Origin of the sequence: Nesterenkonia marinintestina, from assembly GCF_025420485.1 — a bacterium.
Taxonomy (GTDB): Bacteria; Actinomycetota; Actinomycetes; order Actinomycetales; family Micrococcaceae; genus Nesterenkonia; species Nesterenkonia marinintestina.
In genome coordinates, this window is record NZ_JAOEFD010000013.1 from 52,119 (window position 1) to 77,010 (window position 24,892).

Genomic DNA, 24,892 nt, shown 5'->3' on the forward strand with positions numbered 1-24,892 from the left:
AGCGCCGGCTCCCCTCAGGTGCGGGAGTCGGTGCTCTCGGCGTCGACGTCCTCGGCGTGGGTGCTCGAGGCGTCCGTGTTCCCAGCCTCCGTGTTCCCAGCGTCTGCCGCCGGTGCCCGACCGGTCGGCGCCGAGGACCGGTCGGCGTCTACCCGGACGCCGAACCGGGGTCGACCGTCGGGCAGATCGTCGTATCCCGAGCCGGTCTGCGACGACGCACGATCCGGAGCGGGCCGCGGTGCGTCGTGCGGGGCGGAGTCCTCACCGGGCGGAGTCTGATCCGCCGCCCCGGGCGCCGCCCCAGGCCCTGCCGCAGGAGCGGAGGACGGAGTCGAGGTGGGATCGTCGTAGAGTCCGAGGCTGACCACGCCCGCCCCGGGGACCAGCCGGCGCGCGTGGACGGCGACGCCGAAGTCGCAGACCACGTCGAACGTGGTGGCGACCAGCTGGGAGGACGAGGCGAAGTCGCGACGCCCCTTGCGCACGGAGTATCCGATGACGCCGATGATCATCCAGATCGCCATACCCATCAGCACCGCCATGACGATGTCCAAGGGTGTCGAGTCGGGGCTGAACGTGAAGATCAGCAGGCCGATGAACGCGCCGAAGAGCGCACCCTGCGCCGCTCCGCCGAGCGCCACCCGAGGGTAGGACAGGCGGGTGCGGATGTGTTCGACCGTGCGGAGGTCGTTTCCGACGATGCTCAGGTTCTTCACGTCGAAGCCCTCGGAGGAGGCCAGGTGTTCGACGACCTTCTGGGCATCCTCGTAGCTGCGGTACCGCCCGAGCAGCTCACCGCGCGGCAGCCCGCCGTTCTGTCCCTGGAGCATCGGTGCGTTCATCGACATGCTCCCCATTGTGCCGAACCTGCGCCGAATCCGGCCGGGCATCGGAGGGGAGTTCGCTGAGAGCCTCTGACCCTCCGGCCGAGCTCAGTCCTCGATGAGCCCGTGCTCGACCCGGTAGGTGGTGTGCACCATGCCGACGTCGGTGGTGTGGCTGGCCAGCAGCGTCAGGGGGATGTCCCGGTCCGCGTCCCCGAACAGGCTCAGGCCTCCACCGATGAGGACCGGGGCCCAGCAGACGGTCAGCTCGTCGATGAGACCGCGGCGCAGGAAGTCCTGCACGACCCGGCCGCCGTCGACGTACACCTGACGGGCACCGCCGGTCGAGAGGAGCTCCGCGGCCTCCTCAGCCCCGCGCACCACCGCGATCCGGGGGTCCTCGGTCGTCAGCTCGGAGGACAGGACGATCACCGTCCTGCTCCGATACGGCCACTCGCCGAACGTGAGGAGCTTCTCGTAGGTGCCTCGGCCCATCACCACGTGGTCGACGGAGTCGAAGAACGTGTCCCACGACTGCGCGGCGGCGCTGCTGATGATCCGGGCGTGGTCACGCCCGGTCGGCGGGTCGGTCAGCCAGTCGATGTCGCCGTCGTTCCGGGCGATGAAGCCGTCGAGGCTGACGCCGATGAAGACCCGTCCGGTCCAGGTTCTGTGGTCACGCATGTCCGCGGCTCCGAGGAGGTGTCGTCGTGGATCGCATCGTAGCGCACACCGGCGCCCATGCCGCGGGCCGGGATGCGACCGGGGATGCGGCCCCTAGACTGGTGGGATGCCTGATCCGAGTGTGAGCGACAGTCCCGCCGAGCGCGTCCGCGGCCGCCTCAGCGAGGTCCTCGACCCTGAGATCCGCCTGCCGATCACCGAGCTGGGGATGGTCTCAGACGTCGACGTCGACGACGCCGGCATCGCCCGCATCGGGATCAAGCTGACCATCGAGGGGTGCCCGATGCGCTCGCGCATCGTCGCCGACGTCACCGCCGCGGCCGTCCGCGCGGAGGGGGTGGCCACCGCCGAGGTCGACCTCGGGGTGATGACCCCCGAGGAGCGCGCCGAGCTGAAGGAGCGGCTGCGCGGCGGTGCCGGCGCGAAGACCAACCCCTTCGCCCAGCCCGACTCACTGACCCGGGTCTACGCCGTGGCCTCGGGCAAGGGAGGGGTCGGGAAGTCCTCGGTGACGGTGAACCTGGCCTGCGCCATGGCGGAGCAGGGGCTGAAGGTCGGCATCGTCGACGCCGACGTCCACGGATTCTCGGTGCCGTCGCTGATGGGCATCACCGAGTCGCCGACCCGTCTCGACGAGATGATCCTCCCCCCGGTGGCGCACCGGGTGAAGACGATCTCCATCGGGATGTTCGTCCAGGACAACCGTCCGGTGGCGTGGCGGGGACCCATGCTCCACCGCGCCGTCGAGCAGTTCCTCACCGACGTCCACTTCGGCGACCTCGACGTCCTCCTGCTCGACCTGCCTCCGGGCACCGGGGACATCGCCATCTCGACCGCTCAGCTCCTCCCGGGGTCCGAACTCCTGGTGGTCACCACCCCGCAGGCGGCCGCCTCGTCGATCGCCGAGCGCGCCGGGGCCCTGAGCACCCAGACCGAGCAGAACGTGGCCGGGGTCATCGAGAACATGGGACCGATGACGATGCCCGACGGCTCCACCTTCGAGCTCTTCGGCGCCGGCGGCGGACGCACCGTCGCCGAGCGTCTCTCGGACACCCTGGGCGGCCACATCCCGCTGCTGGGCTCGGTGCCGCTCGACCTGGGGCTGCGCGAGGCCGGCGACGCCGGGGATCCGGTGGCGCTCTCCGCTCCGGACTCCCCCGCGGGATCGGCCCTGCGTAGCATCGCGGCGAAGCTGTCCTCCCGGCCCCGCGGCATCGCAGAGAGGCGGCTTCCGGTCACTCCCGCCTGAGCTCGGGATGCTCGGGCGCGAGCGCCAGCAGCCGCGCGCGGAGCGCGGCCTCGTCCCACTGCGGGTCCTCGGCCGCCTCGCGGCGGATGAGCAGGATCGCGGTGTTGAGGATGTGTCGGTGCATGGCCGCGGCGGCCGCACCGGGGTCCCCGTTGCGGATCCCGTCGAGGATGTCCCGGTGGTCTTCGATGAGCTCCTGGAGGGACCGGGTCTGCGGGACGGTGGCGATGCCCCGGCTCAGCACGGTGTTGCGCAGGTCCTCCAGGACCTTGACCAGGCGCGGATTGTCGGCGAGCGCTAGCACAGCCAGGTGGAAGTCGCGGTCGGCGCGCAGGACCCCGCCGACGTCGTCGCGCGCCGCCGCCCGCTCCATGGCACGGAACCGGGACTCCACCTCCCCGATGCCCTCCGCGTCGACGACGGCGGCCGCCCGGCCCGCGGCGGGCGCCTCGAGCATCAGGCGCAGCTGGAAGCAGTCCACCACGGCCTCCAGGGAGGTGGGCACCACCGTGACGCCCCGGTTCTTCTCGATGCGCACCAGGCCGGAGCGTTCGAGCTCGAGCAGCGCCTCCCGCACCGGTGTCCGGGAGACTCCGAATCGTTGGGCCAGCCCCCCGGCGCTGTAGCGCTCTCCGGGGACCAGAGTGCCGTCGAGGACGGCGGCACGCAGCTGAGCGGTGATCTGTTCTGTGAGGGTCGCGTGGCGGTCGACCGAGGACATCGTCACGGCATCATCCCCCCACACCGCTCAGGGCCCGCTCGACGATGTGCTCGGCGATGGCCGGTGAGCTCGTCGCACCGGGTGACGGGGCGTTGCGGACGTGGACGACGGGCCCGGCCGCGCTGATCACGAAGTCGTCCTCGAGCCGGCCGTCGGCGCGCATCGCCTGGGCCCGGATGCCCCGCGGGCCGCGGCTGATCCGTGCCCCCTCCAACTCGGGCAGCAGTCCGGCCGCCTCCTTCACGAAGGACCGCCGGCTCAGCACGGTGCGGATCTCCCGGAGCGCGGCGGCCGAGTTCGAGCGTGCGAATCGTCGGAACCCGGGGTGACGGAGCACCTCGGCCAGGTCGCCGACCGCGATCCGCCCGGGGGCGTACCGTTCGCGGGCGAAGGACAGGAACGCGTTGGGTCCGAGGTGAACCTCTCCGCTGATGTGGCGGGTGATGTGCACGCCGAGGAACGGGTAGCGCGGGTCGGGGACCGGGTAGATGAGTCCTCGGACGAGCTGATCGTGCGGGGCGGCGACGACGAAGTAGTCGCCGAAGAAGGGGACGATCGCCGGGTCCTGGTCGTCTCCCCCTGCGCGGGCCAGACGGTCGGACTGCAGTCCGGCGCAGGTGATCGCCAGATCGACGTCCTCGGCGTCCCAGAGGGTGCGGACCCGGACCCGGCCGCCGGGGATCTCCTCGAGGGCGGTCACCTCTCGGCTCAGACGCACCTCTCCCCCGGACTCGGCGATGAGGGCCGCCAGGGCGCGGGCGACGCCGCCGTAGTCGATGATCGCCGTCTGAGGGGAGTGCAGCGCGGCCCGTCCGGAGGCGTGGGGCTCGACGTCGCGCAGCCCGTCCGGGCCGAGCATCTGCACCCCGGGCACGCCGTTGGCCTCCGCGCGTGACCGGATGTCGACCAGGCGGCGCTCTTCGGCCGCGTCGCGGGCGACGAGCACCTTGCCGCACTCCTGGTAGGCGATGCCATGGGCGTCGGCGAACTCGCGCAGCTCCTCGACTCCGCGGCGGCACAGCTGGGCCTTCAGGCTGCCGGGTTCGTAGTAGAGGCCGGCGTGGACGACCCCGGAGTTCCGACCGCTCTGGTGCGCGGCGACCCTGTCCTCCTTCTCGAAGACGATCACCTCGGCGCCCGGTCGCCGACGCAGGACCTCGGCGGCCACGGAGAGGCCGATGAGTCCGCCGCCGACGACGGCGACCCGGAATCCACCCACGTGATTCCCCTCTCACCAGCCCTGTTGTGACACACAACATAACCCTGTTGCATGTTGCATGCAACCATGCATAATGGTGTTACTTGCATCACACTACGCCGCTGCGGCTCCCGTGTCGGCCGAGAGGGGACTCTGATCACGATGACGTTCACCACCAGCCCCGACGCTTCCGCGAGCGGAGAGAACCCGGCCCTGCTGCGTCGCAGCCACTTCGGCCGCGGCATCGGACTCGCCGCCGCGGCGGCCCTGGCCCTGACCGCATGCGGCGGCGACGACGGTGACGGTGACGAGAGCGCCGACGCCGAGGACGTCGGCGACCAGGACACCGAGTTCCTGACGGTCGCGACTGGAGGCTCCTCCGGCGTCTATTACCAGATCGGAGCGACTCTTGCCGATCTTCTGGCCTCGGAACTCGACTCGGATGCCTCAGCTCAGGCCACTGGGGCCTCTGCTGAGAACATCAATATGCTCACCGATGGTGACGCAGAGCTGGGATTCACGATGGGCGACACCAACGTCCAGGCCCTGGAGGGAACCGGGCCGTTCGAGGACGACCCCCGCGAAGACCTCATGGCCATCGCAGCCCTCTACCAGAACACAGTCCAACTGGTGGCGACGGAAGAGTCCGGCATCGAGTCGGTGGAGGACCTTGAGGGGAGTCGGGTGGCGGTCGGCGATGTCGGCTCCGGAACCGAGATGAACGCCAACGTCGTGCTTGAGGGTCACGGTCTGAGTTATGACGATATGACTGCGGACTACCTCTCCTTCGAGGAGGCGGTCGACCAGATGGCCAACGGCCATGTGGACGCCGCCTTCGTCACCTCGGGGTTGCCCAATCCGGGACTGACTGAGCTGGCGACGAGCACTGACTTCATCATCGTTCCTATCGAGGGTGAAGCACGAGACGATCTCATCGAGGAGCGAGAGTACCTCGAGGAGTCGCAGGTGCCCGGCGGCACGTACCAGCAGGAGGAAGACGTGGAGACCCTCGGAGTCACCAACCACCTGCTCGTGTCGTCGGAGCTGAGCGAGGATGCCGCCTACGACATCACGGAGGTCTTCTTCGAGAACCTCGAGAGCATCCACAACTCCCACGCCGCCGCCGAGGAGATCGAGCTGGAGAACGCCGCGGAGGGCCTCACCGTCCCGCTGCACCCGGGTGCGGAGCGGTACCTCGAGGAGAACGACGTGGACGTCTCCGGCGACGAGTGAGGCTCGGGCCTCCTGTGACCCACTATCCTGAGCCCCTCGGGCTGAGCAGGCGGCTGCTGCTGCGCCGAACAGGCGTCGCGGCGGCCGCCGCTCTGGGGGCGGCGGTCACAGGATGCACCGCCGTCGGCCTCACCCGAGGCCAACTGGTCTGCCGACATCAGCGCACCGAGGAGGTCTACGCCCAGGTCCCGCTGGAGTCCGGCATGCTGCTGACCCACTCGTGGCTCCACTCCATCGAGCGCACCCGATGGACCGACACCTACCGCTGCGACCGCGGCGGTCTCACGCTGATCCGCACCGAGTTCGAGTCCTACGGCGCCGGGATGCCGATGGACGAGGGCGAGGTCCGCATCGAGGACGGCCGCGTCGTGATCACTGAGATCGACCGTCCCTTCGAGGCGGTCCGGTGGATCCATTCCCACGACGTCGACTATCGGATCGGCATCGACGGCGACGAATCGCTGATCGAGGCCGAGTCCCTCCCCCATCGCGAACCATTGGAGCTGAGACCGCTATGAGCACGACGAACGACCCCGGCACCACGCGGTCCGGCCGTACGGACGAGGGAATCACCCTGACCGCCGAGTCTGAGGAGGACCGGAGGCGGCAGGAGCAGGAGGCCGCCGAGGTCGCCGCCCAGTTCGACGCCGAGTCGAGGGTGCGCACCACCGAGTGGAAGCCGCTGGCCTGGCTGCTCTCGGGCGTGGCGATCTTCACCGCGCTGTACCACATGTATACGGCGTACTTCGGCACGCCGCCGACGCTGATCCACCGTTCGATCCACGTCAGCCTGATCCTCTTCCTGGTCTTCATGCTCTACCCGCCGGTGCGCCGGGCACACGGCCTGGCGTTCCGGATCATCGACGGGGTGCTCGCCCTGCTGGCCCTGGTTCCCACCTGGTACCTGATGACCAACTATGAACAGGTCGTGCTGCAGGCAGGACGCTTCACCGAGCCCGACGTGCTGGTCTCCACCCTGCTGGTGGTTCTGGTGCTCGAGGCAGCCCGTCGGGTGACCGGCTGGGCCCTGCCGATCCTGGCGCTGCTGTTCGTGCTCTTCGGCCTCTACGGACGAGACCTGCCCGGACTGCTGCGGCACCGCGGCTACGACTGGGACACGATGTCCTACAGCTTCTACGCCACGACCGAGGGCATCTTCGGCACGGCGGTCGGCGTCTCGGCGACCTACATCTTCCTGTTCATCCTCTTCGGTGCGTTCCTCGCCAAGTCCGGGATGTCGGCCCTGTTCAACGACCTCGCCATGGCCATCGCCGGTCAGACCCGCGGCGGACCGGCCAAGGTGGCGACGATCGCCTCGGGCTTCATGGGGTCGATCAACGGCTCCGCCATCGCCAACGTGGTCTCCACCGGCGCCTTCACCATCCCGCTGATGAAGAAGGTCGGCTACACACGGAACTTCTCCGGCGCGGTCGAGTCCACCGCTTCGGTCGGCGGTCAGATCCTGCCGCCGATCATGGGCGCGGCGGCGTTCATCATGGCGGAGACGTTGGGCATCCCCTACACCCAGGTGGCCCTGGCCGCGATCGTTCCGGCCCTGCTCTACTACCTCAGCCTCATCGCCCAGATCCACCTCCGCGCCACCCGCGAAGGACTCAAGGGAGTCTCCCGGGACAATCTGCCGGCGGTGCTCGACGTGCTCAAGGAGCGCGGTCACCTGCTGATCCCGCTGGTGTTCCTGATCTACATGCTGTTCTTCTCGGGACGCACGATCCTCTACTCGGCGTTCCTGACCATCCTGGTCACCGTAGCCATCGCCATGGTGCGCAGGACGACCCGGATGAGCTTCCGAGAGATCCTGCAGGCCCTGGAGGACGGCACCCGCTCGGCCATCGGCGTGGCCGTGGCGTGCGCCTCGGTGGGCATCATCGTCGGAGTCGTCTCGCTCTCCGGCTTCGGTCTGACGCTTTCTAGCGCCATCGTTTCCCTGTCCGGAGGCGTGCTGTTCTGGACCTTGGTGATGACGATGTTCGCCTGCCTGGTGCTCGGCATGGGCCTGCCCTCGATTCCGGCCTACATCATCACGGCGACGACTGCCGCACCGGCGCTGACCGCGCTCGGGGTGGAGCCGCTGGTGGCCCACCTGTTCGTGTTCTACTTCGGTCTGTTCGCCAACATCACCCCGCCGGTGGCGCTGGCGGCCTTCGCCGCGGCCGGCATCTCCGGGGGCAGCCCGATGCGCACCGGCTTCGCCGCGCTCAAGCTCGCCGCCGCCGGCTTCGTGATCCCCTACATCTTCGTCTACAACCCCGAGCTGCTGCTGCGCGACGTCGACTTCATGACCGGTCTGGCCGTGGTCGCCACCGCGGTGATCGGCATCCTGCTGCTCTCGGCCGCGCTGGAGCGCCACATCATGGTGAACATGCCGTGGTACCTCTGCCTGGCGATCGCCGGGGCGGCACTGCTGCTGCTCAACACCGCGGCGCTCTACGTCATGATCGGCGCCGGGCTCGCCGCCGTGGTGCTGCTGGTGCAGATGCTCCGCGCGAAGTCGCAGGACCGGCTGAGCATCCGATCGATCTGAGGACCCAGGTCGCGCGGAGGTCGGCGGTCAGCCGCGGCGGACTCCGGTGCCGGGGCCGCGTCCGCGCTGGGCGAGCCGGGCCACGAGCCGCTCCTCGGCGTCGGCGCCGGGGGCCACACCGCGCGGGATCCGCACCAGGAAGACCATCCCCAGCAGCCACCACAGCCCGAACATGACCCAGGGCTGGGGCTCGAGGAACGCGGGCATCCCGGGCAGGTACAGGATCAGCATGCCTGCGGTGCAGATGACCGCCGCCGCTCCGATGACCATGCCCGGCGCATTCGAGGCGCCGCCGACGCGCATGGGGCGCACCATGTCCGGCTCGCGACGCCGCAGCACCAGGAACACGAGGCTGACCAGAAGGTAGGTGATCACGATGCTCGGCGAGCCGGAGTCGACCAGCCAGACCATCATGGTCTCCCCGAACAGCGGCGCGAACACGGACAGCGCCCCGATGAACAGCAGCGCGTTGACCGGTGTGCCGTGCTTCGGGTGGAGCTTCGCGAACCAGGTCGGCAGCATCCCTGAGTTCGCCATCGCCCACATCAGCCGGGAGGCGCCGATGAGGAACGCGTTCCAGGAGGTGAGCAGACCGGCCAACCCTCCGGCCACGACGACGTTGGCCCACGTCGTGTTGCCCATCAGGACTCCCATGGCGTCGGCGGTGGCCAGGTCGAAGTCCATCATCTCCGCCGCCGGGAGGGCCACGGAGGTGGTCAGGACGATGATGATGTAGAACGTCGCGGCCATCAGCACCGAGATCACCACCAGGCGCCCGATGCTGCGCGGCGGCACCTTGACCTCTTCAGCCGACTGCGGGATCACGTCGAAGCCCACGAACATGAACGGCACCATCACCAGCACCGCGATGATCCCGGCGGCTCCGCCGGTGTAGAGCGGCTCCATGTTGCTCGGCTCTCCGCCGAAGAGCGCGCCGAGGATCAGCACCGCGGCCATGGCGACCACGAAGAGCACCACCGAGCTCTGGAACAGGCTGGCCGGCTTGATCCCCCGGATGTTCAGCAGGGTCAGCAGGACACCGGTGCCCGAACCGATCAGGACCCACACCAGGTACACCTGTGAGTCGGCCACCTCCCACAGCGGGATGCTGTGCACCTGGGGGAACACGTAGGCGACGGTCCTGGGGATGGCCACCGCTTCGAAGGCGACCACGGAGATGTATCCGCCGACGATCCCCCAGGAGCCGATGAACGCCAGATGCGGGCCGAACCCGCGCAGCAGATAGTTGTGCTCGCCGCCGGCCAGCGGCATCGCCGAGACGAGTTCGGAGTAGACGATGCCGACCAGGGCCATGATGATGCCCCCGATGACGAACGCGGTCACGGCGCCCATCGTCCCCGCACTGTTCAGCCAGCCGGCCGTCAGGGTGATCCAGCCGAAGCCGATCATCGCTCCGAAGCCGAGGAACAGCGTCTCGATCCGCCCCAGCGAGGGGATGAATCCCCGCCCCTGGTCGACCCCGGAGCCCTGTGCTCCGTGTGCTCCGTGCGCCCCCTGTGCTCCACGCCCTCCGTGTGCCATGTCCCCTCCGAACGGTCGCCCCGCGATATGGATCACATCGTAGACCCTCGGGGCGGACTCAGCCTCGGAACGCCGGCTCGCCGGTGAGGCGGTGTCCGAGGATCAGGGTGTGGACCTCGTCGGTGCCCTCGTAGGTGCGCACGGATTCGAGGTTGTTCGCATGCCGCAGCGGCGGGTGGTCGCCGGTGATGCCGTTGCCGCCGAGCACGGTGCGCGCCTCCCGGCAGATCTCGATCGCCGCGCGGCAGTTGTTCAGCTTGCCCACCGAGATCATGTGGTTCTCCAGGGTGCCGGCGTCCTTGGCGCGTCCGAGGTTCAGGGCGATCAGCTGACCCTTGTTGAGCTCGAGGGTCATGTCGACGAGCTTCTTCTGCGTCAGCTGGTAGCCCGAGAGCGGACGGCCGAACTGCAGGCGTTCGCCGGAGTAGCGCAGGGCGCACTCGATGGAGTCCCGGGCCGCGCCCATGGCTCCCCAGGCGATGCCGTAGCGGGCCTCGGAGAGGCAGGAGAACGGGCCGCGCAGCCCCGGGTTCTCCGGAAGGATCGCCTCGGCGGGAAGCCGGACGCCCTCGAGGTCGATGTCGCACTGCAGGGAGGCGCGCATGGAGAGCTTGCCGGTGATCGGGCGGGCGGTGAAGCCGGCGGCGTCGGTGGGGACGACGAATCCGCGCACCACGTCGCGGCCGGCCTCCTCGTCGGCGACCTGCGCCCAGACCACGGCGACCTGCGCCTCCGAGGCCAGGCCGATCCACCGTTTGTGTCCGTCGAGCACCCACTCGTCGCCGTCGCGCCGGGCGCCGGTGGTCATCGAGGAGGGGTCGGAGCCGGCGGTCGGCTCGGTCAGCGCGAAGCATCCGATCGCCTCGCCCGCGGCCATCTTCGGCAGCCACTGCTGCTTCTGCTCCTCGGACCCGTGCTTGTGGATCGCTGACATCGCCAGAGACCCCTGGACCGAGACGACCGTGCGCAGCCCGGAGTCGCCGGCCTCCATCTCCTGCATGGCCAGGCCGTACTCCGTCGCGCTGCGGCCTGCGCAGCCGTAGCCGGTCAGGTGCATGCCGAAGAGACCGAGCTCCGCCATCTCGGGGATCAGGTCCCACGGAAGGATGCCCTCGTCGTACCAGGCGGCGATGTCGGGACGGACCCGCCGGTCGACGAAGTCGGCGACGTCGTCACGGATCTGCAGCTCGTCGGCGCTGAACTGAGACTCGATGTCCAGCAGGTCGGTCGGGTGCTTCGGCATGACGGCCTCCAGGGTGCTCGGGGAACTGCGGCTGCCCCGATTGTCCTACCGGACGCACCACAGCAGCCACACTCATGACTTCGACTCATGAGTCGGCGACCATGTGCCGATCAGTGGCCTGACGGAGGCTCGCCGGCCCGCAGAGTGGAGGGATGCAGCGCCTGCGCCGTCTCCACCACCTCCGCCAGTGCCGGATTGGGGTCGTCGCGCCGCCAGATCAGCCGCACCGCCAACGGTCGCGGCGCATCGCTCAGCTCCCGGAACACCACACCGGGGGCGTGGATGTGCCGCTGCACGCTGGACTGGGTCAGGGCGACGCCGAATCCGGAGGCCACCAGCACCATCGACGTCGCCGAGTCGGGGGCGATCTGCGTGATGCGCGGGACGAAGCCGGCCTGACCGGCGAGCACATGGAGCCGCTGCGGCAACGCAGCGCCGGGCCCGGAGGGCAGCACGATCCACGAGTCGCGGGCCAGCTGCCGCATCCCCACCCGAGAGTGCCGCGCGAGACGGTGCCCCTCGGGCATCGCCAGCACGAGGTCCTCCTGGGTGATGACCATCGAGGTGACGTCGGCCGGCAGCAGGTCCCAGCGCCCCAGGGCGATGTCCAGGGATCCGTCGAGCACCTGGTCGAGGCCCTTGTGGGAGAGCAGGGAGGACACCAGCTCGAGCCGCAGGCCCGGCAGTCGGCGACGGAGCTCTCTGGCCAGGAGACCGACCACGTGGTTGGTCGACGGTCCGGCGAAGCCCAGCCGCACTCGGCCGGTCCGACCCGCCGAGGCCGCGGCCACGATCTCCGCCGAACGGTCCACCAGGGCCACGATCTCCTGGGCGTGGGGCAGCAGGGCCTCCCCCGCAGAGGTCAGCTGGACGGTGCGGGTGGTCCGCTCGACCAGCTGGGTGCCCAGACTCCGTTCGAGCTGGGCCAGCGACCGGCTGAGCGCCGACTGGGTCAGACGCAGCCGCTCGGCCGCCCGACCGAAGTGCAGCTCCTCCGCCACCGCGATGAACGCCCGCGCCTGCTGCACCTCCATCCGCCCATGCTATCCGCCGCCGCACCAGCCCCCGCACCAGCCGCAGTCCACATGCCCGCCTCGGAAGGACCCGCACCCCGATGACCTCCACCAGCACCGAAGATTCCGCCGGCCCGCTCGACGACGTCGTCGTCCTGGACCTGTCCCGCGTCCTGGCCGGCCCCTACGCCACGATGCTCCTCGCCGACATGGGCGCGACGGTGATCAAGGTGGAGTCGCCCAGCGGCGATGAGACCAGGACCTGGCGCCCACCGGAGACCGACGGGGAGTCCACGTACTTCCAGGCGATCAACCGGAACAAGCGCTCCATCGCGCTCGACCTGAAGGACGAGGCGGACCGGGCCGTGGTGGACCGCCTGCTGGCGCGCGCCGACGTGCTGGTGGAGAACTTCCGTCCCGGGGGTCTGGCCCGATTCGGTCTGGACTACGACAGCCTGGCCGCCGAGCACCCCCACCTGATCTACGCGTCCCTGTCCGGCTTCGGCCACGAGGGTGCCGGTGCGGCGCTGCCGGGCTACGACGTCCTGGTCCAGGGGGCATCAGGCCTGATGCACGTCACCGGTGAGCCGGACGGTGCCGCCACCAAGGCCGGGGTCGCGGTCTGCGACGTGGTCGCCGGGCTGCATCTCTACGGAGCGATCCTGGCCGCACTGCACGAGCGGGGCCGCTCCGGCCGGGGCCAACACGTGCAGGCCAACCTGCTCTCCTCGATGCTCTCGGGCCTGGTGAACCAGACCTCGGCGGCGGCGAACACCGGGGTCTCACCGCAGCGGATGGGCAACGAGCATCCGAGCCTGTTCCCCTACGGCCCCTTCCCCACCGCCGACGGGCAGATCGTCATCGCCTGCGGCAACGACCGCCAGTTCGTCCGACTGTGCCGCGCCGTGGGTGCGGATGAGGCCGCCGAGGACGAGCGGTGGACCTCGATGAGCGGGCGCAACGCCCATCGGGATGCGCTGCGGGACGTGCTGTGCGACAGGCTGCGCCGTGCAGACTCGGCACAGTGGCTGGACCGGCTGCAGGAGGCCGGGATCCCCTGCGCGCCGGTCAACGATGTGGTGGAGAGTCTGGACTACGCGGAGTCCCTGGGCCTGCAGGCACGGGCTCCGATCACCCGTGAGGACGGGACGACGTCGACGTCTGCGGCCCACCCCGTCTCCTGGTCCCGCTCGACGATCAGCCACAGGTCGGCCCCGCCGCGCTGCGACGAGCACCGGGACGAGATCCTCCGGTGGGCGGAGGCGCCCGCCGCCGAGTGATCAGGTGGCGTCGACGTCGAAGGGGGCCGGCCGGACCGCCTCCGTCGGATCCGCCGCATCCGCCGGGTCGGTCGAGCCCGTCGTGGCGGCCCCTGCCGGGGCCGAGCGGCCGCTGACTCCCAGCGACGCCGAACCGGCCAGCCCGGCGGCCACGGCGCCGGAGACGGCCGCGGGGGTCGCTCCGCCGCCGAACAGGGCCCGCGGGTCGTGCTCCCGCTCCGGCGCGGGGCCCTCGGCACCGGGGTCCTCCGTCCCGGAGCGGCCTGGACCGGAACCGTCCGTCGCAGCCCGGACCGGGCCGGGGCGGTCGGACTCGAGGCTCGCAGCGTCCCGCACCGAGCCGACCGCGCGCCGCGTCTGGTCGAGGTCCTCGGAGAGCGCGTCGCGGATGATGCGGCGCGGGTCGTACTGACGGGGGTCGTACTGCCGCCAGTTCACGTCGTCGAAGTCGGTCCCGGTCTCCTCCTTGAAGCGGACCCGGGCGTCCTGGGCGAGCACGCGGAGCTGACGCACCCAGTGGGCGAGCTTCTTGGCATAGTCGGGCAGGCGCTCGGGCCCCAGGATGAGCAGGGCCAGCACCACGAGGATGACGAGCTGATAGCCGTTGATGCCCACGGCACAAATCTACCGCCTCAGCGGTGCGCCGCCGGAATCCGCGGCGAGGGCCCCGTGCACCCGGCGCGGCGGGGAGACAGGCCGGTCAGAGGAGCCGGCTCAGCAGCTTGTCCAGCCCCACTTCGATCCGCTCGACGCCGGAGGGTCCGTCGGGGGTGCCGGCCACGCGGGACCGGTCGGCGAGCATCACCCAGGAGGCGATGGGCCGGGCCTCCTCCGGGTCCGCATCCGAGGTGATCAGGTACTGGACGTCGTCGTCGCCGACCACTGCGGACCAGGTCGAGTCCCCGGGCACGTGGTGCAGCTGGGCGGCCTCCCCGCCTATGAGCACCATCGGCTGGGTGCTGTCGGCCTGCCGCTGCGGAGCCGTCTGGTCCTCCAGGAGACCGCCCCCGGCCAGCCGGTCCTGAGCACCGGGCAGATCGGCGTCGGAGTCCTCCGGGCGGGATTCGGCGACGACCAGCCGCCTGTCGCCCTCGCTGAACCGCACCGTCACCGTCCGCACGCCCTCTTCGACGTGGGTCTGTGCGCTGTCAGGGGTGAAGCCGAGGCCGTCCTGGCCGATCTGGGCGACGTTCCAGCCCAGCTGGCCGAGCCCGTCCAAGTCCTCGAGCGGGATGTGGCCGTCGGCCGACTGGTCGTCGACCAGGTCCTTCGCCGAGGCCGGGGCCACCGCGCGGCCGCCCATCACCCAGGCCACGACCAGCAGCACGAAGAGACATGATGCGGCGGCGAGGACGGCGGCGACGACCATGCGTCCCGACCGCGGCCTCCGCCCGGTCGGCGGGTCGCCGTCTGCGGCGACGGGTCGCCGCCCGCCGGCCGGACGGTCGAGGTCGGCGGGTCGTCCGGAAGTCTGAGATCTTCGGGAAGACATCACCGTCCATTGTGGACGATCCAGCTGGCAGGTCCCTGAACGAGGCCCGACGATAGGATGGGACCGCCGTGCGACCCCTGCCCCGACGGAAGGCCGATCCTGCCGATGAACACTGCTCAGACGTCCAAGCGCGCCACCTGGGCGTATGCGGAGCAGCACCGCGGCGACGACCCGGTGCTGGCCGCGGCGCGGCGACGCGCCGAGGAGCTCGGCGTCCCGGCCGTCGGAGGGGGCGTGTCTGCGGCGCTGACAATGCTCGCCGCCTCCGCAGGAGCCCGCACCCTGGTCGAGGTGGGGACCGGCGCCGGCGTCTCAGGGCTCTCCCTGCTGCGCGGGGCCGGTGCGGACGCGGTGCTGACCAGCATCGACGTCGACGCCGACCGGCTGCACGCCGCACGTGCGGCCTTCCGCGACGGCGGGTTCCCGGCCGGGAGGACGCGCCTGATCACCGGCCGCGCGGAGGAGGTCCTGCCGCGGATGAGTCCCGGCGGCTATGACCTGGTGCTCCTCGACGGCGACCCGCTCGACGTCGTCGACAACTCCGTCGACGCGCTGCGCATGCTGCGTCCGGGAGGGATGCTGATCGTCAACGACGCCCTGGCGGACGACACGGTGCCCCGCCCCGCAGTGCGGGACGGGGCAACCGTTCAGATGCGTCGGGCGGAGCGGATGCTCCTGGAGGACGAGCAGCTGTCCACTGCGATGCTGGGCAGCGGGACCGGCCTGCTCGTCGCGGTCACTCGCCCACGGCGTCGATGAGGCACTGCTTCAGCGCCTGAGCCTCCTCGTCGTTGATCTCGAGCACCAGGCGTCCTCCACCGTCGATGGGCACCCGCATGATCAGGCTGCGGCCCTCCTGCGCGACTTCCATCGGTCCGTCGCCGGTGCGCGGTTTCATTGCGGCCATCGAGTGTTCCCTCCTGGTGTTGCACGGATGTCGGAACTCACGTCCCGATCACCCATTATCCCGCACTCGGCGGGGATGTCATCCCAGGGTCGTCTCGGCGAGGCTCAGCGGTCAGTCCTGCCAGCACCGTGTCGACCTCCTCCATCCGGTATCCGCCGAGGGTCACAGGGAACCGCGCCCCACGCACCAGCTCCCCCGCCGAGCCCTTCGGCGGTCCGGGCGCGCGCGACCCGGACGAGCGCATCGCGGCGACGACCTCGTCGAGCAGATCGTCGACCGCCTCGGGAGAGTATCCGCGCGGCGCCCGGGTGAAGCGGACGTCCCGCAGCGCCTCGGGGCTCGCCGCACGGTGCGGGAGAGGACGGGGCGGCCCGGGGATCTCGTCCTCGGTGCCTGCTGAGGCGCCGCGGCCGGTCACCAGCACCATCACGATCAGTCCGACCAGGACGACGGCGACGACGTAGAGCCACTCCATCAGTGCCCGTCCTGCGGGTCCTCGAGCACCCCGGCGGCCGTGAGCAGATGGGGGAGCATCTCCCCCGAACCGCCGCGCACCGCGAAGTCCATGACCTCGGTCAGCTCGGTGTCCTCGGGGTTCACCTCGACCAGTGCGGTGCCGCGCTCCAGTGCCAGCAGCGGCAGGGAGGCGGCGGGCTGGACGATGCCGGAGGTCCCGACCACCAGCACCAGGTCGGCTGAGCGGACCGACTCGGCCGCCGCCTCGAAGGCTTCCATGGGCAGCATCTCACCGAACCACACCACCCCCGGCCGGAGCTTCCCACGGTCGCAGGACTCGCAGGCGGGCGGATCCTCGGATTCGGCGGGCGGCACGGATCCGTCGTACCGGGGAGGGGGGAGCTGGGCCGGCGCGCCGCAGTCCGCACACCGGTGGGCGGCGATGGCGCCGTGGAGATGGCCCAGCACCTCCGCACCGGCCCGCTCGTGCAGGTCGTCGACGTTCTGGGTCGAGATGCTCAGCCGTCCCCCGGCCGCGGCGAGACGGTGCTGCCACTCCGCCAGGGCGCGGTGCCCCGGGTTGGGGTCGACGGCGTCGATCAGGGCCTGCCGCCATCGGTACCACGTCCACACCAGAGCGGGATCCGCCTCGAACGCCTCCACCGTGGCGAGGTCCTGGGCGGAGAACCGCTCCCAGAGTCCGGTCTGGACCTCGCGGAAGGTGGGGATGCCCGATTCGGCGGAGATGCCCGCGCCGGAGAGCACCGCCGGCCGGCGCGCCGAGGCGATCAGGTCGAGCAGCTCGCCCGGGAGGTCGTCGACGTCGCTGATTCTGCGCATGGGACCACCGTAGCCGGTGGATCTGGGCCCGCGGCAGGCGGCCGGGCGTATGATCACAGGGCAGAGCGCAGACGCCGGGCACCGCCGCTGGGGCGACTCGGTCATCGGACGGGGGACCTCGATGGACGGACGACCGCAGTATCCGCATCAGCACGCGCCGCAGCCGCTGAGCTCCGGAGAGGAGCAGGGGTGGGGCGTGGCGATGCACCTGGGCGGGGTGTTCCTGTCCTGGTTGGTGCCCCTGGTGCTGTGGCTGGTGTTCCGCCAGCGCAGCCGGATGCTCGACGACCACGGCAAGGAGGCGCTGAACTTCCAGATCACGCTGTTCATCGCCTACGTCGTCGGCGGGGCGACCACAGTCATCCTCATCGGGTTCGTGATCCTCTTCCTCACCTGGCTGCTGTCGATCATCTTCTCGATCATGGCCGCGGTCGCCGCCTTCGACCGCAGACCGTTCCGCTACCCGCTCACCATCCGATTCATCCGGTGACCGCGGTCATCGCGTCTAGCCCATCCGGTAGACGCTGACGCCCAGGGCGTGGGTGACCTCCGGGTCGGCGCTCCGCGCCGCCATATGGGTCGTGAAGCCTTCGAGCATCCCTCGGGCGTCGAAGTCCCCGCCGAGCGCGGCCAGGTACTCCGCATGGGCCTCCAGGGAGGCGATGCCCCGCTCCAGGGGCTCTCCGGTCACATCGATCAGGTGGTCGGGCCTCGCTCCGAAGGTCATCAGCTGGGACACGGACCAGGGCTCCAGACCCTCCAGCTCGGCCAGATGCCGGAAGACCCAGGGGTTGTCGGCGTCCCGGACGGCGTCGACCGTCGCCAGTCCTGCGGCCCGATGGTCGGCGTGGTTCAGCCCCCACGGAACCTCCAGATCCCAGCTCTGGGTGAACACGAGGTCCGGGCGGACTTCACGGATGCGTCGGGCGATCACCTCTCGGGTGCGCAGATCGTGTTCGAGGGTGCCGTCGGGCAGGTCCAGGACGAGGAGGTTGTCCACGCCGACGGTGCGGCAGGCCTCCTGCTGCTCGGCGCTGCGCAGGGGTCCGACCTCCTCCGGCGGACGCCCACGCATGCCCGCCTCACCGGCGGTGAGCAGCAGATAGGAGACCTGGACGCCGGCCGCCGTCCAACGGGCGACCGCGGCCGAGCCGCCGTACTCCATGTCATCCGGGTGGGCGACCACGCACAGCACGCGGCCGAGGTCGGTCTCGTCGAACAGGGGCAGCGCGTCATCATGATCAGCCGTCATGGCTCCAGTATGGTCTCCGACGGAGCCGTGGACCATGCCTGATGTGAGGGGCCGACGCTCCTGCGGGCGCCGCTCGCCGTCCGGTCAGCTCTTCCGGTTGTAGATGAACATCGAGATCGGGCCGAACACGGCGACGAGCACGGCGCAGCACAGTGCGACGAGGCCGACGGAGCTGAGGTCGTAGGTGCCGGCCATCAGTTCGCGCACGGTGGTCACCACCACGGAGACGGGGTTGACCTCGACGGCCGCCTGCAGCCAATCGGGCATGGTCTCCGGGTCGACGAAGATGTTCGAGGCGAACATCAGCGGCATCAGGATGAACATCGACACACCCATGGCCGCCTGCTCGCTGCGCACCAGCAGGGAGATCATCGTCCAGATCCAGGACAGCGAGAAGCTGAACACCAGGAGCATGAGGAAAGCGGCCACCACACCGACCGCTCCCCCGTCCGGTCGGAACCCCATGACGAAGCCCACCGCGAGGATGATGACTCCGGCCAGGACGTAGCGGACCTGGTCCCCGAGCAGCGCGCCGACCAGCTGGGCCGGCCGCCAGGTGGGCAGGGAGCGGAAACGGTCGAAGATGCCCTTGGAGATGTCCCGATTCAGCGTCAGGCCCGTGTACATCGTGACCATCACCAGGGTCTGGACGAAGATCCCGGGGATCAGCCACTGCACGTACTGGTCCACCGATCCCGCCAGAGCACCGCCGAAGATGTAGGTGAACATCACCGTCATCATGATCGGGAAGACGGTGACGTCGAAGAGCTGCTCGGGCACGTGCTTGATCTTCAGCAGGGCGCGCCAGCCGTAGGTCACAGACGCCGTGACGGGTCCCGCGCGACGCGGTCGACCGTCGGAACCGGCCAGCACCATCCGGATGCGCTCGGACTCCGGGGGCACTGAGGTGTCGGTCGGGCGCCCCAGCTGCGGCTCGGCCTCCCGGGAGGCGGTCTCGGTGCTCATCGTGCGGTCTCCTGCATCTGCTCGGCGTGCGGGGCGGCATCGGCCCCATCAGGCTGGGGGCGCCCGGTCAGGGCCAGGAACACCTCGTCGAGGTTGGGCTGTCCGAGGGAGAAGCTCTCCACCGCCACCCCGGCCTCCTCCAGAGCCAGCAGGGCGGCAGAAGCCCCGGAGTCTGTGGAGAGCCGAGCGCTCAGCGCCGTCGGATCGGCCTCCCGGACGACGTCCGCTCCCAGCGTCTCCCCCAGTATCCGCGCGGCCTGTTCGCGGTCGGAGGGCTCTGCGACACGCATCTTCAGGGCGCCGGAACCGATCTGGGACTTCAGCTGCGAGGGCGTGCCCTCTGCGATGACCTTCCCATGGTCGATGACGACCAGACGGTCGGCCAGCTCATCGGCCTCCTCCAGGTACTGGGTGGTCAGCACCACGGTGGTGCCGGCGTCGACGACGGTGCGGATGATGTCCCACACCTGGATCCGGCTGCGAGGGTCGATCCCGGTGGTCGGCTCGTCGAGGAACAGCAGCTCGGGGGTGACCAGCAGGGAGCTGGCGATGTCGAGGCGGCGGCGCATTCCCCCGGAGTACTTCTTCACCTGGCGCTTGGCCGCATCGGTGAGGCCGAACGCGTCGAGGAGCTCATAGCCGCGCGCCCGGGCCCCCTTGGAGGTGAAACCCTGGAGCCGTCCGAAGAGCACCAGGTTCTCGATGCCGGTGAGGTCCTCGTCCATCGAGGCGAACTGACCGGTCAGCGAGATCTTCTCGCGGATGACGGCCGGCTCGGCGGCGACGTCGTGACCCAGGACCTCGGCCCGGCCCCCGTCGGGGCGCAGCAGGGTGGCGAGCATCCTGATCGCCGTGGTCTTGCCCGCACCGTTGGGCCCCAGCACCCCATAGATGCCGCCTCGGGGGATCGTGAGGTCGATGCCGTCGACGGCGACCTCGTCGCCGAACCGCTTGACCAGGCCGTCGGTCTGCACGGCGGGTGCGTCGGAGGACGCGATCATGTCAGGGGGTCTCCTGTCGGGGGTCAGGGTCGAGGCCCAGGCGTCGGGCCATGAAGCGGTGGACGAAGGTGTTCAGCCGGGCCTGCTGGGCGGGGCTGGCGGCGCCGCCGTGGCCGCCCTCCATGTTCTCCCAGTAACGCACATCGGCGCCCAACTCTTCCAGAGCGGCCGTCATCTTCCTCGCATGACCCGGATGCACGCGATCGTCCCGCGTGGACGTGGTCAGCAGGACGGCGGGATAGTCCCTGTCCTCGGCGAGCAGGTGGTAGGGGGAGAACGTCCTGAGGAAGTCCCAGTCCTCGGTGTCCGGGTCTCCGTACTCCGCCCGCCAGGAGGCGCCGGCGAGCAGGTGGGAGTACCGTTTCATGTCCAGCAGGGGCACCTGGATCACCACCGCCCCGAAGAGCTCCGGATACCGGGTGAGCATGTTGCCGGTGAGCAGCCCGCCGTTCGAACCCCCGCGGCAGGCCAGCTGAGGCACGGTGGTGACGCCCGAGGAGACCAGATCCTCCGCGACCGCGGCGAAGTCCTCATAGGCACGGTGCCGGTTCTCGCGCAGCGCAGCCCGGTGCCAGTCGGGACCGTACTCACCACCGCCGCGGATGTTCGCCACGGCGAACACGCCTCCGCGCTCCAACCAGGCTCTGCCCACCAGGCTCAGGTAGCTCGGTGTCTGAGAGATCTCGAACCCTCCGTACCCGTAGAGCACGGTCGGACGGGCCGTCGGCTCCGTGACGTCCACCGTGGAGGTCGGGCCCATGAGGAAGTAGGGGACGCGCGTGCCGTCGTCGCTGACGGCGAATCGCTGCACCACGCTCAGGCCCTCGGAGTCGAAGCGCGCCGGTGCCCGCTTGATGACCTCGAGGGCCTCTACGCCGTGCTCCGGGTCGTCGATCACCGGGGCCAGGTCACCCAGATGCAGCGTCACCGGAGTGAGCTGGTCCTGCACGGTCAGCCAGACCTCGTCGGTCTCCCGAGAGTCCACGGCGGCGATGCTCAGGGTGCCGGTCCTCCCGGCGAAGACGTCACGGCGCACCCAGTCGGCGCCGTCGGCGTCCGACGCGCCGCCCGTCTCAGCCTGCCGGTGCCGACGGAAGTGCACCTCGGCCCGCTGCACCACATCCTCCATCACGGTGAGCACCAGGCCCCGCTCGGTGGCGGTCACGTCCTGCAGGGAGGCCGCGGCGGTGGGTTCGAAAAGCACCGTGGGACCCGCCTCGCCGGCCAGGAAGCCCCTCAGGTCGACCGCGGCGAGGCCGCCGCCCGGAACGCTGACCCCGCCGAGGGTCGCATCGGTGCGCGGCATCAGCAGGAGCAGGTCGCGGTGGATCGCAGTCCGGCAGTCCAGCGGCACCTCGATGCGGGTCAGCTGGGGCTCCTCGCCGTCGTCGAGGGCTTCGGGGTTTCCGATCAGGAACGTCTCCGCCTCGTAGAAGCCCAGCACTCGGACGGCGACGTCGTGCTCGTACCCCGGAGTGCTGATCCTCCCGGCGCCTGCGACCATCTGATCGGACTCCACGGAGACGACGACCGGCGCCCGGTCCAGAGCGGTGCCGCGGCGCCAGCGACGCACCAGACGCGGGTAGCCGGAGCTGGTGACCGGGGCGTCGTCGTCACCGAGCCCGGGCGCATCCACAGACGCGTAGACGGTGTCGGCGTCGATCCAGCTCAGCGAGCCCTTGCCCTCGGGCTTGACGAATCCACCCTCCGAGGCGGGGACGAACCGCCGGTCCTCCAGGTCGAACTCATAGGTGACGTCGGCGTCGGAGCCCCCGCGGGACAGGGAGATCAGGGCGTGGCGGCGCGGCTGCCGCGGGTGCTCCGGACGGAGCACCGAGGCGCCGTGCCAGACCCAGGTGACGCCGTCCTGGGCGGAGAGGGCGTCGAGGTCGAGCAGGACGTCCCATTCAGGCTCCTCGCTGCGGTAGGAGGCCAGTGAGGTGCGCCGCCACAGACCTTGGGGGTGGTCGGCGTCTGTCCAGAAGTTGTAGAGGTGGTCGCCGCGGGCGACGACGCCGGGGATCCGGTCCGCGGCGTCGAGGATCTCCCGCAGCTGACCCTCGAGGGCCTCGAACTCGTCGTCGACGAGCTCCGCCTCGGCCCTTGCGTTGCGTCGACGGACCCATTCCAGCGCCTCCTCTCCGGTGACGTCTTCGAGCCAGAGGTGGGGGTCGTCGGTCGTCGAGGGGATCCGAATGGTCATGGGGTCATCCTAGGGCGCACCGTCTCCCCGACCTGAGGCCGCGGGACCATGCACCTCAGTCCCAGGACCCGCTCCGCCCGCCCCAGATGCCGCAGGGGGACCACCGGCCAGGCGGGGTCGGGAACTTCGCCGGCGCAGAGCTCGATGACGGTGATCCGGCCGAACCGGGTGAGCATCCGTTCGACCGCACCCTCGAAGAGCTCGGCGTACGGGTCGAACATCTCCCGGCGCATGACCTCACGGTCCTGCCAGCCGAGGGCGTCGAACTCCGGAGTCGGCCGAGGACGGAGACCGAGGACGTCCGTCACGGCTTCGTCGTCGGCGCGGGGCCGCGTCCAGGGGATCGGCCAGCGGTTCACGAGGGTCGTCGGCCGCAGGTCCGGACACATGGCGACGCCGTAGGCGAGGACCTGGTCCGGCTCCCGGCCCTCCGGCAGGGACGGTACGTGGAGCAGCACAGGGTCCGACCCGACGGTGATGTCCACCCGTTCCCAGAGGCCCTCGGGGACGGGCCGCTCGGTCAGCGGCTGACTGCGTCCCACCGGGCCGGCGCGGAGGATGTGGTGACCGATCCATCGGCAGCAGGATTCGTCGTGGGTCTCGGTCAGCCGGGAGAGTTCGACGGCGTAGTGCCGGGCGCAGTACCGCTCGCAGCGGGGCAGGTCCGGCCCCAGGTAGGGGTTCCGGCGGCGATTCCAGACGATCTCATAGGTCGCCGCCTGGGGGCAGAGGACGCGGCCGGTGCCGCAGATCCCGGCAGGGCGCGGAGCCGTCGCCCTCCGCTCCCTCCCCGGGACGTACCCCGGGGCATGCTCCGGGGCATGCTCCGGGGAGTACTCCGGCGATCTCTCAGGTGAGGATCGCATCGAGGACCTCCTCAGCCCGACGGCGGCCCCGCTCTCGCCCGACGATCCCCGTCAGCTGCGACTCGGCGTCCACGACAGCGGCGGCGACCTCCTCGTCGCCGGGCGCGGATGTCTCGTCGACGACGGCGCCCCAGCGACGACGCCACCGATCATGCCTCGCCGCCGCTGAGTACCTTCGGAGGCCGGATTCGGCGCGGACGGACACACACGTGCCGGCGGCGCCGATCGGTCGAGACCGCACGGTCAGCACCGCGGAGCCCGTGGGACACAGCATGAGCATGTCGGTGCCGACCAGGTGGATCCCGTAGAAGCGGTCGGTCCATCGGGCATCGGGCCCGCTCCCCTCCGAGTCGACCGACGGAGTCCCGGGTTCCTGCAGCAATGGGGCCAGGGCCTCGGCGGAGTACACCTGGACACCGGAGAAGGCGGTCAGGCGACCACCCCGGAGCCGGAACGACAGCTCCGAGGCGCTCAACCCCTGGTCCCCCAGGGGGTTCCTCCAGAAGCTGCCCGTCCCCAAGTCCGTCATGGTCGGCAGACGGTGTGTCAGCAGGTCCTCATGACCCAGACCGTCGGGATCCCACAGGACGGCGCCCGCGGACCGCGGCGCCCCCGCGCGTCGCAGCGTCTCGGCCACGAGGTCCGGACGCCGGACCGAGGAGACGCGGACCTCGACCGGCACCTCCTGCAGAATGCCGTCCGACCAGCGCTGCACCGCCCCCGCATCGTCCTCGAGGTCGTACAGCGCCAGACGCGCGAAGCTCGACGTCGGTCGCAGACCGTTCCGCGCCGCGGCCTCTGCACGGTGCACGGCGGAACCGTCCCGCGGCGGCGTCCGCACCTGACGGCGCATCCGTCGACGCACCGCCGCATCCTGCCGCAGGATGTGGTCGATCCAGAACGCCGTCGGACGCAGCGCGGAATCACTCCCCGACGACCGCACCCGGCTCCCCGAACTCCGCTGCTGCTCACCGTTGCGCAGACAGTAGGCCCGAGAGGGTTCGAGCACGAACGCTCCGTCCAGGAGCAGCTCCGGGGTGCCGTACTCCTCGATCACATACTCCGTGGGCCCGTGCGTGCCCGCCCCCTGCACGACGAATCGGCGTGCGCCGTCGGGGTCCCTGCCCTCGCAGGCGAAGTCCTCGAGCCGCAGCGGGGTGCCGAACGGCGGCACGTAGTCCGGCGGCACCACGTGGGCGAAGTCGGCCAAGGTGCACGGCCCCTCGAGGCGCGCCGTCGAGGGGCGGTCCTGCTGCGCATCGTCCGGGGTCGTCACCACAGCCTCCTGGTCCGGTCGGGACGTCGTGGAGGAGATTCTGCCGCCCACCGCTGACACGCTCCGCGACGAGGCCGTGTGCCGAGGGACCCGCCCGGCCTAGA

At 70.4% G+C, this 24,892-nt stretch carries 25 protein-coding genes; 7 read left to right on the forward strand and 18 right to left on the reverse strand.

Going from position 1 to position 24,892, the window contains the following annotated elements:
• Positions 1–14: 14 nt before the first annotated feature.
• The gene (locus N7E59_RS10160) at positions 15–848 is read right to left on the reverse strand and encodes a DUF3021 domain-containing protein (protein ID WP_261624819.1); all 834 of its coding nucleotides are present in this window, start codon (positions 846–848) and stop codon (positions 15–17) included.
• Positions 849–932: 84 nt separating this feature from the next.
• Positions 933–1,508 carry a dihydrofolate reductase family protein gene (locus N7E59_RS10165; RefSeq protein WP_261624820.1) on the reverse strand — a complete coding sequence of 192 codons (576 nt, stop codon included), beginning with the start codon at positions 1,506–1,508 and terminating at the stop codon, positions 933–935.
• 106 nt (positions 1,509–1,614) lie between these two features.
• On the opposite strand from N7E59_RS10165, the gene N7E59_RS10170 reads away from it, so the two are divergent.
• The gene (locus N7E59_RS10170; RefSeq protein ID WP_261624821.1) at positions 1,615–2,757 is read left to right on the forward strand and encodes an Mrp/NBP35 family ATP-binding protein; all 1,143 of its coding nucleotides are present in this window, start codon (positions 1,615–1,617) and stop codon (positions 2,755–2,757) included.
• Here N7E59_RS10170 and N7E59_RS10175 read toward each other — a convergent pair.
• Positions 2,744–3,478 carry a GntR family transcriptional regulator gene (locus tag N7E59_RS10175; protein WP_261624847.1) on the reverse strand — a complete coding sequence of 245 codons (735 nt, stop codon included), beginning with the start codon at positions 3,476–3,478 and terminating at the stop codon, positions 2,744–2,746. The genes N7E59_RS10170 and N7E59_RS10175 overlap by 14 nt on opposite strands.
• A 10-nt stretch (positions 3,479–3,488) precedes the next feature.
• The gene (gene lhgO, locus N7E59_RS10180; RefSeq protein WP_261624822.1) at positions 3,489–4,697 is read right to left on the reverse strand and encodes an L-2-hydroxyglutarate oxidase; all 1,209 of its coding nucleotides are present in this window, start codon (positions 4,695–4,697) and stop codon (positions 3,489–3,491) included.
• 141 nt (positions 4,698–4,838) lie between these two features.
• Here lhgO and N7E59_RS10185 point away from each other — a divergent pair, with 141 nt between their 5' ends.
• Genes N7E59_RS10185 through N7E59_RS10195 form a run of 3 tightly spaced genes read left to right on the forward strand, consistent with a single transcriptional unit; the run spans position 4,839 to position 8,451 of the window.
• Entirely contained in the window at positions 4,839–5,909 is a 1,071-nt protein-coding gene (locus tag N7E59_RS10185) for a TAXI family TRAP transporter solute-binding subunit (protein ID WP_261624823.1), read from the forward strand.
• A gap of 14 nt (positions 5,910–5,923) precedes the next feature.
• Entirely contained in the window at positions 5,924–6,427 is a 504-nt protein-coding gene (locus N7E59_RS10190) for a DUF1850 domain-containing protein (RefSeq protein ID WP_261624824.1), read from the forward strand.
• Entirely contained in the window at positions 6,424–8,451 is a 2,028-nt protein-coding gene (locus N7E59_RS10195; protein WP_261624825.1) for a TRAP transporter permease, read from the forward strand. Before N7E59_RS10190 ends, N7E59_RS10195 begins: the two co-directional genes overlap by 4 nt.
• Positions 8,452–8,478: 27 nt before the next feature.
• On the opposite strand, the gene N7E59_RS10200 is transcribed toward N7E59_RS10195, so the two are convergent.
• From N7E59_RS10200 to N7E59_RS10210, 3 genes are all read right to left on the reverse strand, one after another.
• Positions 8,479–9,993, reverse strand: a complete 1,515-nt coding sequence (locus N7E59_RS10200; protein ID WP_261624826.1) for an APC family permease — start codon at positions 9,991–9,993, stop codon at positions 8,479–8,481.
• 58 nt (positions 9,994–10,051) lie between these two features.
• Entirely contained in the window at positions 10,052–11,236 is a 1,185-nt protein-coding gene (locus tag N7E59_RS10205; RefSeq protein WP_261624827.1) for an acyl-CoA dehydrogenase family protein, read from the reverse strand.
• Between the two features lie 110 nt (positions 11,237–11,346).
• Entirely contained in the window at positions 11,347–12,270 is a 924-nt protein-coding gene (locus N7E59_RS10210; protein WP_261624828.1) for a LysR family transcriptional regulator, read from the reverse strand.
• 80 nt (positions 12,271–12,350) lie between these two features.
• Between N7E59_RS10210 and N7E59_RS10215 the strand changes: the two genes are divergently transcribed.
• Positions 12,351–13,529: a CaiB/BaiF CoA transferase family protein gene (locus N7E59_RS10215; protein WP_261624829.1), complete on the forward strand. Its 1,179-nt coding sequence runs from the start codon at positions 12,351–12,353 to the stop codon at positions 13,527–13,529.
• Here the strand turns inward: N7E59_RS10215 and N7E59_RS10220 are convergent, their stop codons facing one another.
• Together N7E59_RS10220 and N7E59_RS10225 are read right to left on the reverse strand one after the other, a co-directional pair.
• Positions 13,530–14,144 carry a Sec-independent protein translocase TatB gene (locus tag N7E59_RS10220; RefSeq protein WP_261624830.1) on the reverse strand — a complete coding sequence of 205 codons (615 nt, stop codon included), beginning with the start codon at positions 14,142–14,144 and terminating at the stop codon, positions 13,530–13,532.
• Between the two features lie 85 nt (positions 14,145–14,229).
• A complete protein-coding gene (locus N7E59_RS10225) occupies positions 14,230–15,021 on the reverse strand; it encodes a hypothetical protein (protein ID WP_261624831.1) in 792 nt (263 codons plus the stop codon).
• A gap of 105 nt (positions 15,022–15,126) precedes the next feature.
• On the opposite strand from N7E59_RS10225, the gene N7E59_RS10230 reads away from it, so the two are divergent.
• Positions 15,127–15,780 (forward strand): O-methyltransferase, encoded by a 654-nt coding sequence (locus N7E59_RS10230; protein ID WP_261624832.1) that lies wholly within the window; start codon positions 15,127–15,129, stop codon positions 15,778–15,780.
• Here N7E59_RS10230 and N7E59_RS10235 read toward each other — a convergent pair.
• From N7E59_RS10235 to N7E59_RS10245, 3 genes are read right to left on the reverse strand one after another with little or no spacing between them, the layout of a single operon-like run.
• Complete coding sequence (locus tag N7E59_RS10235; protein WP_261624833.1) at positions 15,758–15,928, reverse strand: DUF3117 domain-containing protein; 171 nt, start codon at positions 15,926–15,928, stop codon at positions 15,758–15,760. The two genes, N7E59_RS10230 and N7E59_RS10235, sit on opposite strands and share 23 nt — an antisense overlap.
• 55 nt (positions 15,929–15,983) lie before the next feature.
• Entirely contained in the window at positions 15,984–16,403 is a 420-nt protein-coding gene (locus N7E59_RS10240) for a DivIVA domain-containing protein (protein ID WP_261624834.1), read from the reverse strand.
• Positions 16,403–17,224 (reverse strand): SIR2 family NAD-dependent protein deacylase, encoded by an 822-nt coding sequence (locus tag N7E59_RS10245; RefSeq protein WP_261624835.1) that lies wholly within the window; start codon positions 17,222–17,224, stop codon positions 16,403–16,405. Before N7E59_RS10245 ends, N7E59_RS10240 begins: the two co-directional genes overlap by 1 nt.
• A 49-nt stretch (positions 17,225–17,273) precedes the next feature.
• Here N7E59_RS10245 and N7E59_RS10250 point away from each other — a divergent pair, with 49 nt between their 5' ends.
• Positions 17,274–17,714 carry a DUF4870 domain-containing protein gene (locus tag N7E59_RS10250; RefSeq protein ID WP_261624836.1) on the forward strand — a complete coding sequence of 147 codons (441 nt, stop codon included), beginning with the start codon at positions 17,274–17,276 and terminating at the stop codon, positions 17,712–17,714.
• A gap of 15 nt (positions 17,715–17,729) precedes the next feature.
• Here N7E59_RS10250 and N7E59_RS10255 read toward each other — a convergent pair whose 3' ends face one another.
• The 6 genes from N7E59_RS10255 to N7E59_RS10280 form a co-directional block, all read right to left on the reverse strand.
• Positions 17,730–18,476, reverse strand: a complete 747-nt coding sequence (locus N7E59_RS10255; RefSeq protein ID WP_261624837.1) for a PIG-L deacetylase family protein — start codon at positions 18,474–18,476, stop codon at positions 17,730–17,732.
• 84 nt (positions 18,477–18,560) lie between these two features.
• Positions 18,561–19,442 (reverse strand): ABC transporter permease, encoded by an 882-nt coding sequence (locus N7E59_RS10260; RefSeq protein WP_261624838.1) that lies wholly within the window; start codon positions 19,440–19,442, stop codon positions 18,561–18,563.
• Positions 19,439–20,443 carry an ATP-binding cassette domain-containing protein gene (locus tag N7E59_RS10265; protein ID WP_261624839.1) on the reverse strand — a complete coding sequence of 335 codons (1,005 nt, stop codon included), beginning with the start codon at positions 20,441–20,443 and terminating at the stop codon, positions 19,439–19,441. Before N7E59_RS10265 ends, N7E59_RS10260 begins: the two co-directional genes overlap by 4 nt.
• 1 nt (position 20,444) lies before the next feature.
• Positions 20,445–22,646 (reverse strand): prolyl oligopeptidase family serine peptidase, encoded by a 2,202-nt coding sequence (locus N7E59_RS10270; RefSeq protein ID WP_261624840.1) that lies wholly within the window; start codon positions 22,644–22,646, stop codon positions 20,445–20,447.
• Positions 22,643–23,512, reverse strand: a complete 870-nt coding sequence (locus tag N7E59_RS10275; protein ID WP_261624841.1) for a hypothetical protein — start codon at positions 23,510–23,512, stop codon at positions 22,643–22,645. Before N7E59_RS10275 ends, N7E59_RS10270 begins: the two co-directional genes overlap by 4 nt.
• Entirely contained in the window at positions 23,496–24,788 is a 1,293-nt protein-coding gene (locus N7E59_RS10280; protein ID WP_261624842.1) for a hypothetical protein, read from the reverse strand. Before N7E59_RS10280 ends, N7E59_RS10275 begins: the two co-directional genes overlap by 17 nt.
• Positions 24,789–24,892 lie beyond the last annotated feature (104 nt).